We start from the raw sequence: 13,845 nt of genomic DNA on the forward strand, positions 1-13,845 counted from the left end.
GGGGAAAATGAAATGAACAAACCAGAAAATTATAAAAAGAACGTTGAGCAGGCCATTGCCAACCCAAAGCTCAGTGAAGCCCTCCACCTCTTTGGCGATGCTTACCTCATAGCCCGTGAAAATGCATACAAGGGTCTCGATTTTGAGGCAATGCGCACAGAGCTCTCCGATATAAAAGATGAAGTACGGGTTAACCGCAAAGAACTACTTGCTGAGTTTGTAAAAAATGCGGAGGCTGCCGGCTCTACGGTTTTTCTCGCTAAAGACACCAAAGAGGCCAACGATTACGTAGCAAATCTTGCCAAAAGCAAGAATGCCAAGCTCATAGCAAAGTCTAAATCCATGGTTTCAGAAGAGGCCCATTTCAATAAGGCCATGGAAGCCCAGGGTATTCGGGCGGCTGAAACCGACCTTGGAGAATTCATAGTCCAACTCGCAGGCCAGCGCCCAAGTCATATGGTAATGCCCGCCATCCATATGTTTAAAGAAGAGGTCGCCCAACTCTTTAGTAAAGATGCAGGTAAAAGTATTGACCCAGATATTAAAACACTCGTAGATCACGCACGAACCCGCCTTAGAAAAGAGTACTTCGATGCAGACATCGGACTTACCGGAGCAAATTTTCTTGTAGCAAACACTGGTGGTATCGGACTTGTCACCAATGAGGGGAATGCACGACTCTGCGCAACTCTTCCTAAGGTTCACGTCGTCTTTGCCAGTACCCACAAACTTGTGCGCAACATGGAAGATGCCATTAAGATAACCCGTCTTCTCCCAAGAAATGCCACAGGCCAGCTCCTCACATCCTATGTAACATGGATTAAAGGCGCTGTACCGTGTGAAGGGGAACAAAAAGAGCAACACATTGTTCTGATTGATGGTGGCCGTGAAGCATTATACGAATCAAAGGCCTGCCAGGATGCCCTTAAGTGTATCCAGTGTGGTGCCTGCGCGAACGTCTGCCCGGTATATCAGACTGTAGGTGGTCATGTTTTTGGGTCCATCTACATTTCTGCCATCGGTATCATCCTCACTGCATTTTACGAAGGACTCGATAAGGCAAAGGATATAACCCGCGCCTGTATTGGTTGTCGTTCCTGTGTTGCTGTATGCCCTTCTAAGATCGACCTTGAAGAGATCATTCTTCACCTGAAAAATGAGGTGACCAAGGAATACGGTATGGGCGTTATTAAAAATGTCGCCTTCAAGGCAATTATGAAAAACCGTGGACTCTTCCACTCAATGGTACGTGCGGCCTCGAAACTTCAGCGACCAGTCACCCATAAAAACAGAGTCCCAGGACAGCAGCGAATTATCCGCCATCTGCCTCTGCATTTTATGAACAAAGACTTTACAGAGTGGCGTGATTTACCATCAATTGCTCCAAAATCTTTTAGAGACCAGTTCGATAATATCCCTCAGACTGTTTTCAACCCTGATTATAAAGTCGGATTTTTTGTTGGTTGTGGAGCGGACTTTGTCTACCCGGAAGTCGGTGTAAGTCTTATAAAAGTCCTCAATTCATTGAACGTAGAAGTTGTATTTCCTAAGACACAAAATTGCTGTGGTATTCCTGCACTCTACTCAGGAGACACAGCAACAGGTGTTGATCTCGCCAAGCAGAGTGTCGAAGCCTTTACCGAAGCTGATGTGGACTACATACTCAGTATATGCCCAACCTGCACCATGGCAGTTAAACGTGACTTTGTGGAACGCCTGGCCGACCATCCACAGTGGGCTGCAAAGGCAAGAGCCCTATCTGACAAAACCATGGATGCTTCAGCATTTTTAGAAAACGTCCTTGGTGCCTCCAAAAGATTGAGTGCTAAAACGAGCAAAACTCCAGTCACCTACCATGATTCCTGCCACCTCAAACGTGGCTCAAACGTATACCAGGAACCTCGCGCCCTTCTTAATAGTACCGGACACACAATTGAAGAAATGAAAAACTCCGACCGCTGTTGCGGCTTCGGTGGAACCTACTCCTTTTTAAGCCATCCTCAGATTTCTAAGCAGATCACCACAGACAAGGTGCAAACCATTGAGGCAACCGGTGTTAAAACTGTTGCCATGGATTGTCCTGGCTGCATGATCATGCTGAAAGGTGCGGTTGGTAAAGCTGATGAATCTATTCGCTGCGTCCATACGGTTGAACTGCTCGCAGAAGCTCTAGATAGCAATAAATAACAATAAGCAACATAGGTGTTAACAATGAAAATTCGCCCAATTAAACCACGACGTATTTCCAGCCAGGTATTCGAGCAGATCAGAGAACTCATCTACAAAGGTGACTTCAAGCCAGGCCAGCAAATCCCACCTGAGCGTGAACTCGCTGCTTCCATGCAGGTCAGCCGCACCTCCGTACGAAATGCAATCGAAAAGCTCGTTAACCTCGGTCTTCTCAATCAAGTACAAGGCCAAGGTACGTTTGTCAGTTCTCCAGAGCAGCGTGAAGGTAACCCACTATCTGCTGCTATGAGTACCGATGAAGCCACATTTTTTGACCTACTGGAAGTTCGTATGGGTCTTGAGTGTAATGCCGCTGAACTCGCAGCACGTAGAGCGACTGATAACGATATCCGTGCCATCAAGAAAAGTCTAAAAGAAATGGAAGAAGATCTCGCGGATACCGGTGTCATATCAACCGCTGCTGATACAGCATTTCATATGGCAATCACCTTCTCTACCAAGAATCCTGTTCTTATTCACCTTACCAGAAATTTCTACGATTTCCTTTTTGTGGGAATCAAGAAAAACCTCACCCACCTGGAAGAACAACACTTGGCCTACGAAGAGGTCTTAGACCACCACAGAGAGGTCTTTAACTATATCAAGACCCGTGAACCTAAAAAGGCGTACAATGCTATGCATAAGCACCTTCTCTTTGTTCAGGAATTCTTTGAAAAACGTAATTCTGTTCAGGACAGTATCCCGCTCAAACACCTTGCAATGTAAGGTGGCCAAGTAACGGAACCCCGATAGACGGGAAACAAGTCGTGATACGTGCCTTGGAATGAATTTCTAAGGCACTAAAAAGGGCCCGCACTATGAGTAGTGCGGGCCCTTTTTATTTCTATCTTAGATTTTTTTTGCAGTAACGATTGCTCTACTCCGAATAGCTCAAGAGTTGTTTTTTCAACTTCTTTGTCACAGGCTTTTCACCAAGCCAGATAAGCAACAGCGCATCAGCAAAATCTTTTCCTTCTACAACACCTTTTTCTTTCCCCGCTATTGTAACAACAGTTCCCTTCTCTGGAACATAATCAAGCTGTATACGATCACCCTCTTTTACATCAACAAACATCTCATTGAAGCGATCGATCCTCGGCTGCAGGGCTTCAACCTCTTCTGTCCCACTATTAGCAGCAAAACCTTCATTCCATCCATCAACAATCTTATCTTTTCCTACTTCTTTATACAAAAAATGCATCACTATACGGCGGTTGCCTTCTGATGCCAGAATCGCCTTCACATCCGTTGAAGGCTTTTCCAGGTACAACTCGCCAATATAAATATCGAAGAAAAACTTCGACCGTATCCCTGCACCATTGAGGGCCATTTCGATTCCCGTATCGGTCTTCACCATCTCCTGCACCATTACACCGGCAATCTCTTTAGCCTGGGACGGCCCTGCAACAAGCAATAAAACAGCGATGAAAAGAAACCTCATAACATCCTCCCTCTCCTGATTTTATAGTTAATGAAACAGAAATATGCCCTGCCAGTCTACATTGTTTTAACCAGAACGTAAACGTCAAGTTAAGGCGCTCATATTTGATGGTTGCCCCAACGGGTTTAACGACTATAATATGGTGACAGTCTTTTCACACGAATAACTTTTAATTATCATACAACAAGCTGGATAAAAATGGCCGATATCATAGAAAGAGTTATCTCCACTTCAGGGGATTTTTTTGGCGTTGCCTGCAACACCACAACACTAGTATCAGAGGCCTGCCGTCGCCATGACGTAGGACCACTGGCAGGAGCCGCTCTAGGTAGAGCCCTTACCGGCAACGCACTACTTGCAGCTCTTTTAAAAGATGACCAGAGCATTCTCTTAAAATTTGAAGGCAACGGTCCCCTGAAAAAGATTATTACAGAGGCCGGTTATAACGGCTGGACCCGAGGCTATGTAAAAGAGCCCCACGCAGATCTCCCACTTAAAGATGGGAGGATTGATGTTGCAGGGGGCCTTGGCCACGCTGGACTCCTTACTGTGGTAAAAAATATAGCAACCAGCCAAAAATACCCTGGAACCATCCCGCTCTACACAAGTGAAATTGGAGATGACCTTGCCTACTACCTTGCCCAGTCAGAACAGACCCCCTCAACCCTTGGACTTACCGTTCATTTTAAGACCGATGGAAGTGTTGCAGCGGCAGGAGGCTTCCTCGTTCAGTCCCTTCCACCAGCTGACGAGACCGCACTTGATCATATAGAGCAGGAAATAGCTCAGTTGCCACCGCTCTCTGAGCTCTTTGGCTCCGGAATGCAGCCCTCTGAAATTTTATCACTTCTTTTTAAAAACGTACCCCATAAGAAGATTCACTCAAAGCCACTCAGCTACAGTTGCAGCTGCTCCCATGAAAAGATGGAAGGAGCCCTTCTCTCTCTAGGCAAAGACGACCTGAAGAATCTGTACGATACCGAAAACAGGGCCGAGGTTCGCTGTGAATTTTGCCGTCAGGCATATGAATTTAATGCAAGTGAGCTGCTCAGCCTTATCAGGAAAGCAAGCCAAGCTCCTGAAAAATCGGGCAGTAATTGATGACTCGATCTCCGCAATGCTGCTGCAGTAAACGATGTTTAAGACTAACTTCGATAAACGGGATAAGTACCTTGTGAATTACTCGAAACAATGAATGTACCTCAGCTCAGTTTCCCCGAGTCTACGCTACCTGTTTTTTTTACAGAGGTTCAGGAGTAAGGCACTAACCGGGCCAGCTCAGACTATTGTATAGTCGCACTGGCCCGGCTCTGTTACATCGTGTCCAACTACTACTTTACAAGCGACATTACTTGGCAGGTGTAAACTGCACCCTTCTGTTTTTAGCCCGAGAAGAAGAGGTATCATTTGGATACGCAGGCTTCATTTCACCATAACCTACAACATCGAGCTTGCTTGACATAACATCCGCATTCTCAACTAACCACTTGGCAACGGCCTTGGCTCGTCTTTCAGACAGCGCCTGATTATACGCTTCCGCTCCAGTGCTATCAGCATGGCCCTCAATGGTTACTTCTAAGTCTGGGTGATTTTTAAATACCTTTACGACCTTATTTAGATCCGCAACACCTTTGTCATTTATGACAGCGCTGTCAAAATCAAAAAGTAAGGCATTGGACAGGGCCCAGCATCCCCTTTCATCAACAGCTGCGTGACGTGGAGTATCAGGACAAGCATCCTTGTCATTTGCAACTCCATCCATATCATCATCACCAGGACCAGCCATAGCCTTTTCTTTCATTGGGGCAGCCTTCATCGCCGACGCATCTGCCATTGCCGGAAGACTATACGCACTCATGATATTCTGCCAGCCTTGACCGCCGTATGCAATTGAACTATTTCCAAAGGATATGGTATCACCACTCACTGTAGCGTATGAGCTGGTTTTCAATATTTCTTTCGCGTCACTTGTTGTGAGTTGAAGACCATAAGCTGACAGGATGGCATGATATTGTTTTGGCGAATATGCGATCATGTTATTATTAAAACTCACCTTATCCCCGTTAATTTTTGCATAACTTGAGGGTAGATTCTCTGCCATCCCTGTATCTAATGTAAGTTGATATGCTTCAAGTATCTCGTTGAAGGTGTTGGATGAATATGCTGTTGCCGGCCTTGAAAAGGTCGGTGAAGCATCCTTTGGAGCGTCGATCGCCATAGCTTGAGCACTCACACAGAGAGCAATAAATGATATACCTACGATCTTTTTAATCATTTGAACCTCCTTTTAATATTTTGCGTTTAATAACCAGCAAGTTAACCACTCGCCTACCATTTGCACTGCGTTAACATTTTCATTAATATTTCATGACAAAGATAGTCAAACAATATGTTATAGAAAAAAGAAATCAAGGTAGAAATTCGAGATAAATCCTGCGAACATGTTACATACATTCCAGGTCCAATATTTTACTCCCGCATAGGTTGTCATATAGAACCTAAAAAAGTAGCGTTTCCCGGACCATTTCACACCACTACACACAAACGGCCATCCTCTATCAAAACTATTGCCCTTTGAGCCAGTGGCTTGCCTTTTTCGATTGAATTTCCTTGCCCGACTACGCTTTATATTTTACATCTTCTATGATAGAAGTAGCATAAATAACAGCTCGTACTCAACTACAGTTTATCCGTGAAAAAGAAGGGAGATAGAAATGCAAGAGATTCGTGATAACGCAAGAAAATTAATGGAACCGCAGTGCCGGGTATGTCCCATTTGTAACGGCAAGGTATGTTCCGGCCAGGTCCCTGGAATGGGTGGGCTTGGAAGTGGCTCTTCTTTTAGAAATAACATTGATGCTCTTGCAAAGTATAAATTTAATATGCGGCTCATCCATAACGTCACGGAGCCTGATACCAGCGTTAATATCCTCGGGAAACATCTAGCAATTCCAGTTCTGGCTGCCCCCATTGGAGGCATATCCTTTAACATGGGCGGCAAGGTCACTGAAGAGGATTATGCCGCAGCGATCATTAACGGTTGTAAGGAAAAATCCATCATCGGTTGTACCGGAGACGGCGTTCCCGAATTTATATACCAGGCGGGCTTTGCTGCCATAACAAACGCTGGCGGGCATGGTATTCCTTTTATTAAGCCGTGGGAAGATGATGAGCTATTCGATAAACTCGCTAAAGCTCAGGATACCGGATGCGACACAATGGGTATGGACATCGATGCTGCAGGTCTCATAACTCTTAAAAAAATGGGCAGACCAGTATCTCCAAAACCACTTGAAAAACTTAGCGAAATCATCAAAAAAAGCGGCATGAAGTTTGTCATCAAAGGAATCATGACTCCCGATGATGCGCAACTGGCCGTCAACAGTGGCGCAGACGCCATCGTTGTCTCTAACCATGGCGGTAGAGTGCTTGATCACGCCCCCGGAAGTGCCGACGTCCTGGAAGATATTGCTGATACTGTCAAAGGTAAAATTACAATTCTTGCAGACGGCGGAGTACGTAGTGGTGGCGATGTATTAAAGCTCCTTGCCCTTGGAGCTGATGCGGTCATGATAGGCAGGCCTTTCTCAGTTGCTGCAATAGGCGGGCTCCAGGATGGTGTTGAAAAATATATAGACACTATCACTACAGAGTTACAACAGACCATGGTGCTCACAGGTTCATCATCTGCAAGTTCTGTGGATAAAGATATTCTCTTTTCATCCTGATCTTCCTGACCCGGCAATAATTTATTGTCCGGGTCTTTTTTACCTGACACATTGTATTGGTTTAGATTATTGTTCAGTCCATCTTAGCTTCAACCATTTTTGTTCGTTGCAATAAGTTAATTGATTACTATTATTAACTAGCTATCAACTATCCGAAGTAACAGTAACTATCGGCTATAAGGTGGGAACATTTCTCCCTGTTATAGCGTACAAAATCTGCTAGGAGTACTTACATGAGCGAAAAAGCAACACTGAATGTTGGCGGAAACAGTTATGAATTTGATGTTATTACCGGGTCTGAAAACGAAACCTGCATAGATATCCAAAAACTACGATCAGAAAGCGGTATCATTACAATGGATCCCGGCTTTGGTAATACCGGTTCCTGCTACTCATCTATTACCTATGTGGATGGTGCCAAGGGCATCCTTAAATATAGAGGGTATCCCATTGAAGAGGTAGCTAAGAAGTCATCATTTACAGAAACCTGTTACCTGATTTTATATGGAGAACTTCCCACACCAGTGGAGCTACGGGCGTTTTCATCCAGATTAAAAGAACACGCTCCTCTACACACAAACCTTGAGCACCACTTTTCTGGTTTTCCAAAAGAAGCCCCACCCATGGCAATTTTATCCGCCATGCTCAACCTGGTCTCCTGTTTCCATCCGGAAGTCCTTGAAGTCCCAACCACAGGAGAGGAATTCGACAGAACAGCATCGTTACTTCTTTCAAAAGTTAGAACCATAGCGGCTTTTGCCTACCGAATGGCTGCCGGTAAGCCTATCAATCATCCAAACCCGCACCTCTCCTACTGCGGTAACTTCCTGCATATGATGCACTCCGACCCGTATCAGGAGTACGAGGTGTCACCGGTTGTGGACAGGGCGCTCAATCTCTTTTTGATCCTCCACGCCGACCATGAGCAGAACTGTTCAACCTCAACAGTACGGGTTGTGGGTAGTTCCAGGGCCAATCTTTTCAGTTCTGTTGCGGCTGGTGTATGTGCACTCTGGGGACCATTACATGGTGGTGCCAATGCTGCAGTAATTGCAATGCTTGAAGATATAAAACAGTCAGGCCACCCCATTCAATACTATCTTGATAAGGCTAAAGACAAAGACGACCCATTTAGGCTTATGGGCTTTGGTCACAGGGTCTATAAAAACTTTGATCCACGCTCCCTCATCCTTAAAGAGCAGGTCCATGAGGTTCTTGCAGCTCTCAATATTCAAGATAACCTGCTTGACGTTGCCCTTGAACTTGAAGAAGTGACCTTAAAAGACGACTACTTTGTCTCGAGAAACCTCTATCCAAATGTAGATTTCTACTCCGGCATACTCTTAAGAGCCATCGGTATACCGCTTAATATGTATACCGTGATGTTCGCCATTGGCAGAATGCCCGGCTGGATTGCCAACTGGAAGGAACTCCATGATCATAACCAGAGGATTTCCAGACCGCGCCAGATCTATACCGGGGAAACTACCCGTACATTTGTGCCGCTTACGGAACGCTAACCCGTTTTTTTCACTAATTTTTTATAATAAATAGTAACTCAAGAGTAGCCCCCGTCCAAAAACGAGGGGCTACACGATACAGACATGGAAGAACAGTTAGATAAATTTCAGATGATGGCAACCCGTACCGAGAGATACGGGGAATTGGAAAAGCCTGAAGGCTACGGAACTCGAACCGGAGAGTGTGGAGACACCATCAACATGTTTCTTTCAATCCGGGCAGATCAGATCCAGATGGTGACCTTTACAGTAAACGGCTGCAGCAATACAGTGGCCTGCGGCAATACGGTTTCCTATCTCATGGAGGGGAGATCAGTCCAGGATGGCTGGAACCTTTCCCCTGAAAATGTGGCGGATTACCTGGAGACACTACCGGAAGATCACTTTCACTGCGCAGAACTGGCGGTGGGTGCCTTTTATAAGGCGCTTGCCAGTTACAACAAGCTGCAAACAGAAAAGTGGAAGCAGGCATATCCAGCCAGATAGCTTACTTCCACCTCTATAAAAGAAATGCGGTACACATCATTTCAGCTGACTACTCATGGATGGTGTCAGCTGAATCGATTATCGCCGTATCAACAACTAGCCCCATACGCTCTGCAGCTTTTGGATTGATGTGAAAAGAAAGGTCTTTCTGGAACTCCACTGGTAAATCACCAGGCTTTGCCCCGGCTAGCAGTTTTCTTGCCATGGCTCCAGTCTGCTTGCCATGGAGATAGTAATCAAAACCAAGGGCTGCAATGGCACCCCGCTTTACAGAATCAGTATCTGCCGCAAAGAGTGGTAATTGTGTCCGCTCACATATCTTCACAACCGCCTCAAAGGCCGAGACCACTGTATTATCGGTGGGCACGTAGATGGCATCAACCTTACCCACAAGACTCTGGGTTGCCTGGAAAACGTCAGCTGAATTTGTAACCGGCCCATCCACAATGGTAATATTCCGCTCTTTCGCTGCTGCCTTGAGACGTTTTACATTGGAGACAGAATTCACTTCACCAGCATTATAAAGAACACCTAAGCGTTTTACTCCCGGGATAAAACGTTTGACCATATCAAGGTGTTTGTCCATGGGCATCTGGTTTGAAACACCTGTGATATTAGCTTCCGGCTTTTCATAACTCTTCACAAGACCCGCTGCGAGGGGATCGGTTATCGCTGTAAAAAGCATTGGAGTCTCAGCAAGCTGAGGAGCCTTTTCATATACCTTGGCACAGGCCTGGGCGCTTGGAGTGGCAATTGCCAGAATAAGATCAGGGGAATCTGAGGCAATCTGAGTCGCTATCTGCCCCGCTGTCCCCATATTACCATGCGCGTTATAATCTTTATACTTCACCTCCACACCATTTTCTTTCAGATCATCCTTAACCCCTTTAAGCACAGCATTAAGTGCGGGGTGTTCAACAAACTGATTCACTGAAATGAGCGGTGTTTGGGCAAGGGCAACAGAGGTCATTCCCAAAAGGGCGCAACCAAGAAAACCGGACAATAACTTTTTCATATCTTCTCCTTATCAATCAAGATTTGTTGTTTTTTAAGATTGGTCGACATTCCTATTGACCTTTCTAGAAGATTATGGGATTTCATTCAAGTTATATATATTTTTCGCTTTCCAGTTTGCCATATTGTGCAAACTCCATTGCATATCGTTAACAAATGATCGCAGAGATACCCCGATCATCCCTTCATGGTGTACATTCCATTTTCAAGGGTAAGGTGAAAGCGAATATCAATAATAAGCCGTCCCATTACTGCATTCTAACCAAGGAAAACCAAGGAGAACTAATGGCAGGAAAAAACGTTTCCCTTTTTATACAGTGCCTCGTCGACTCCATGTTTCCGGAAGCCGCGGAAGCCATGGTCGCAGTGTTTCAAAAATTGAATATCCCCTTTGACTACCCCACAGATCAAACATGCTGTGGTCAGCCAGCCTTTAATAGTGGGTATCGAAAAGACGCAGCTGTTGCCGCAAAGAGGTTTATCGAAATTTTTGAACATGAAGATGTGATCGTTTCTCCGTCAGGGTCCTGCGTTCATATGGTTCGCCATCACTATCCTGAACTGTTCGCAGATGATAGCGAAATGCTGGCAAGAGCCAGGGCCGTTGGGGATAAAACATTTGAATTAACCCAATATCTTGTGGATGAACTGCATCTATCCAACATAGGCTCAGAATTCAACGGCTCAGTCACCTACCATGACTCCTGTCACCTGACCAGAGGTCTCAATATAAATTCGCAACCCCGCACCCTGCTTCGTCATATAAAGGGACTTGAATTCATAGAAATGAAAGACAGTGACACCTGTTGTGGTTTTGGCGGCACCTTTGCCATGAACTACCCTGAGATATCCACTGCCATGGTCGATGACAAAATTGAAAACATCCTTGCATCCGGTGCAGAAGTCGTTACCGGTTGTGACATTAGTTGCCTGATGAACATTAAAGGCCGCCTCTCAAGACGTGGGGAAAACGTCAAAGTTATGCATATTGCAGAACTCCTAGCCAGCACAGGAGGTAAGTCATGAAACCGAAAACAAAATCTGCTTACACCGAGGGTTCCATAAAAGGAATCGCCTCCCCCACCCTGCAAAAGAGCCTTACCAACCTTCAGGATCGATTTGGCAAAGGCGCCATGCAGCTCTGGGAAGACATGGAAGACCAGACCATGAGAGACCGCGTTAAAGATGCCAGAATGCGTACCCTTGCACATCTTGACATTGTCCTGGCTGAGCTTGCAGAAAACGTGCGAAAACGTGGAGGCCATGTCTATTTTGCAGAAACTGCCCAGGATGCCATTGACTACACCTTAGATGTTGCCCGGAAAAACGAGGTAAAAAAGGTGGTCAAGGGTAAGTCAATGACCTCCATGGAAATTGATATTGACCCCGCCCTGCAGTCAGATGGTATCGAAGTCATTGAGACGGATCTTGGCGAATATATTATCCAGCTTGCAGAAGATACCCCTTCCCATATCATCGCCCCATGCATTCATATGGATCGTAATGATATCGGAGAATTATTTACTGAAAAGCTTGGCATCGAGCCAACCACTGATCCACCCGAACTCACCATGGCTGCAAGAAAAGCGCTGCGGGAAGAACTGCTCACAGCAGATATGGGTATCACCGGTTGCAATATGGCCTGTGCCGAAACCGGGCAGATCAGCCTTATCTCCAATGAAGGAAACATTCGCATGGCAACCACCATGCCAAAGGTGCATGTGGCACTTATGGGCATGGAGCGGGTAGCGGCCAACATGGATGAGCAGAGAGAGGCCATCCAACTCATAACCCGTGGAGCCGCCCTGCAAAAACTATCCACCTACGTGAGTTTCACCGGTGGGCCAAAGGCTCAAGGCGATCCGGATGGCCCGGAAGAGTTTCATCTTGTGATTATTGATAATGGTCGCTCGAAGATCTTAGGTGATACGGATTTCAGAGAGGCTCTTGCCTGTGTGCGCTGCGGGGCCTGTCTTAATATCTGCCCCGTGTACGGCAAAATCGGTGGACACGCCTACAACTCAACATATTGTGGGCCCATTGGCGCTGTTGTCACCCCACTGCTCGATGGCATCAATAAACACGCAGACCTCTGTAAGGGTGAGACACTGTGTGGAGCCTGCCTTGATGTCTGCCCTGTGAAAAATGATCTTCCGCGTATGCTCAGTGTTCTACGCTACAAACTTGCCTATGGTGATAATCACTGGAATGTGCGCCAGCATAATGTGGCAGAGTCCTACGTATATGCAGCATGGCAGAAAGCCATTTCACACAGCTCTGCATATAAGCGTATGATTAAAACTGTCCGTCTTTTGCAAAAACCATTTATCGGCGAAAACAATATGATTAAGAGAATGACAGGTCTTGCAGCGGGCTGGACAGACGATCGTGACCTGCCACCTATTGCCAAACGGACCTTTTCAGAAATCTGGCAGGATAAGTATGCAGATAAGGTTCAACAGAGCAAACTGCCGCAAACGGCTGCAAACGAGGAGGAAACCAATGAATAGTGAATTTCCTTTTTTAAAAAATCTTCGCCGGGCTCTAAAAGTTAATCCTGGGGCTTCACGTACCAAGAGTACCTTCCCTGAACTGTTTACCACAACTGACACGGAAGACCTTCTTAGTACAATTAGGTCCCGAAGCTATGCAGAAAAAGAACTCCTCATAGAACAGTTGGCTGACAACTGTGCAGGACTCAATATTACTCTTCATGTTGTGGATTCCCTGAAAGAGGCTGAAGACGTCGTAGTAGAGCTTATTCGCACGAAGCGACCCGAATTTTCCCATAACAGGCATATCATACAGCACACCCATCCTGACATTGCTGCAATGAAACTGTGGCAACGCTTTAATCGCGAATCAGTCACAGTACACACTGCATATCCCGGAGATGAAGAGGTTAAGGAAAAAACAATTGCCTCCTATATTGGCATCACCGCCCCCGACATAAGTGTCGCCGACTCAGCAACGCTTATGCAGCTGACAGGACCGGGCTGCCCCAGATCTACTTCGCTGGTACCATCAATCCATATCGCTGTTACCAGAAGTGAAAACCTTGTAGCCAATCTCGAAGAAGGATACGCACTTCTAAAAGAGCTTGATCCCCGGGAGAGCTTTGTCTTTATCTCAGGACCTTCTAAAACTGCTGATATTGAGGCCCACCTGGTACACGGTGCCCATGGCCCTAAAGAACTTCACCTCATTATATTAAAAGAAGATGAACCGCCCATAGAAGCCCAGCCTGAAGCTGAGGCGATCGCCGAGGACGTTGAAGAAAATACAGAAGAGATGGTCGAGGAAATCGGAACAGAAGAAAATCAGACAGACGATGCAGCTGAAATGGTAGTTGATGAGACTCCTGTAGAAAGTGACAAACAACAATAATCGAATCTCCGCACGCTGAGAGAGGAAAAAATAAAGGCAA

General features: G+C 45.9%; 12 protein-coding genes. 9 read left to right on the plus strand and 3 right to left on the minus strand.

Annotated features, from left to right (window positions below; genetic code table 11):
* Positions 1–12 precede the first annotated feature (12 nt).
* Positions 13–2,187: an L-lactate dehydrogenase (quinone) large subunit LdhH gene (gene ldhH, locus ACX6CI_RS17060; protein WP_458774857.1), complete on the plus strand. Its 2,175-nt coding sequence runs from the start codon at positions 13–15 to the stop codon at positions 2,185–2,187.
* A 24-nt stretch (positions 2,188–2,211) separates the two neighbouring features.
* A complete protein-coding gene (locus tag ACX6CI_RS17065) occupies positions 2,212–2,955 on the plus strand; it encodes a FadR/GntR family transcriptional regulator (protein ID WP_458774858.1) in 744 nt (247 codons plus the stop codon).
* Between the two features lie 151 nt (positions 2,956–3,106).
* Here ACX6CI_RS17065 and ACX6CI_RS17070 read toward each other — a convergent pair whose 3' ends face one another.
* Entirely contained in the window at positions 3,107–3,670 is a 564-nt protein-coding gene (locus ACX6CI_RS17070; RefSeq protein ID WP_458774859.1) for a chalcone isomerase family protein, read from the minus strand.
* A gap of 198 nt (positions 3,671–3,868) precedes the next feature.
* Here ACX6CI_RS17070 and hslO point away from each other — a divergent pair, with 198 nt between their 5' ends.
* Entirely contained in the window at positions 3,869–4,771 is a 903-nt protein-coding gene (gene hslO / locus ACX6CI_RS17075) for an Hsp33 family molecular chaperone HslO (RefSeq protein WP_458774860.1), read from the plus strand.
* A 247-nt stretch (positions 4,772–5,018) separates the two neighbouring features.
* Here hslO and ACX6CI_RS17080 read toward each other — a convergent pair whose 3' ends face one another.
* Positions 5,019–5,945, minus strand: coding sequence for an OmpA family protein (locus ACX6CI_RS17080; protein WP_458774861.1), 927 nt, complete (start codon positions 5,943–5,945; stop codon positions 5,019–5,021).
* 439 nt (positions 5,946–6,384) lie between these two features.
* Between ACX6CI_RS17080 and ACX6CI_RS17085 the strand changes: the two genes are divergently transcribed.
* The 3 genes from ACX6CI_RS17085 (at position 6,385) to ACX6CI_RS17095 (ending at position 9,404) form a co-directional block, all read left to right on the plus strand.
* Positions 6,385–7,398, plus strand: a complete 1,014-nt coding sequence (locus tag ACX6CI_RS17085; protein WP_458774862.1) for an alpha-hydroxy-acid oxidizing protein — start codon at positions 6,385–6,387, stop codon at positions 7,396–7,398.
* Between the two features lie 233 nt (positions 7,399–7,631).
* Positions 7,632–8,918 carry a citrate synthase gene (locus tag ACX6CI_RS17090; RefSeq protein WP_458774863.1) on the plus strand — a complete coding sequence of 429 codons (1,287 nt, stop codon included), beginning with the start codon at positions 7,632–7,634 and terminating at the stop codon, positions 8,916–8,918.
* An 84-nt stretch (positions 8,919–9,002) separates the two neighbouring features.
* Positions 9,003–9,404 (plus strand): iron-sulfur cluster assembly scaffold protein, encoded by a 402-nt coding sequence (locus tag ACX6CI_RS17095; RefSeq protein ID WP_458774864.1) that lies wholly within the window; start codon positions 9,003–9,005, stop codon positions 9,402–9,404.
* Positions 9,405–9,453: 49 nt separating this feature from the next.
* Here the strand turns inward: ACX6CI_RS17095 and ACX6CI_RS17100 are convergent, their stop codons facing one another.
* Complete coding sequence (locus ACX6CI_RS17100; protein WP_458774865.1) at positions 9,454–10,419, minus strand: ABC transporter substrate-binding protein; 966 nt, start codon at positions 10,417–10,419, stop codon at positions 9,454–9,456.
* Between the two features lie 284 nt (positions 10,420–10,703).
* Between ACX6CI_RS17100 and ACX6CI_RS17105 the strand changes: the two genes are divergently transcribed.
* The 3 genes from ACX6CI_RS17105 to ACX6CI_RS17115 are packed head-to-tail and all read left to right on the plus strand — an operon-like array spanning position 10,704 to position 13,805.
* Complete coding sequence (locus ACX6CI_RS17105; protein ID WP_458774866.1) at positions 10,704–11,444, plus strand: (Fe-S)-binding protein; 741 nt, start codon at positions 10,704–10,706, stop codon at positions 11,442–11,444.
* On the plus strand, positions 11,441–12,928 hold the full coding sequence (locus ACX6CI_RS17110; protein ID WP_458774867.1) for a LutB/LldF family L-lactate oxidation iron-sulfur protein: 1,488 nt from the start codon (positions 11,441–11,443) through the stop codon (positions 12,926–12,928). Before ACX6CI_RS17105 ends, ACX6CI_RS17110 begins: the two co-directional genes overlap by 4 nt.
* Positions 12,921–13,805, plus strand: coding sequence for a LutC/YkgG family protein (locus tag ACX6CI_RS17115; protein ID WP_458774868.1), 885 nt, complete (start codon positions 12,921–12,923; stop codon positions 13,803–13,805). Before ACX6CI_RS17110 ends, ACX6CI_RS17115 begins: the two co-directional genes overlap by 8 nt.
* Positions 13,806–13,845 lie beyond the last annotated feature (40 nt).

This window comes from Desulforhopalus glucosivorans (assembly GCF_054397165.1).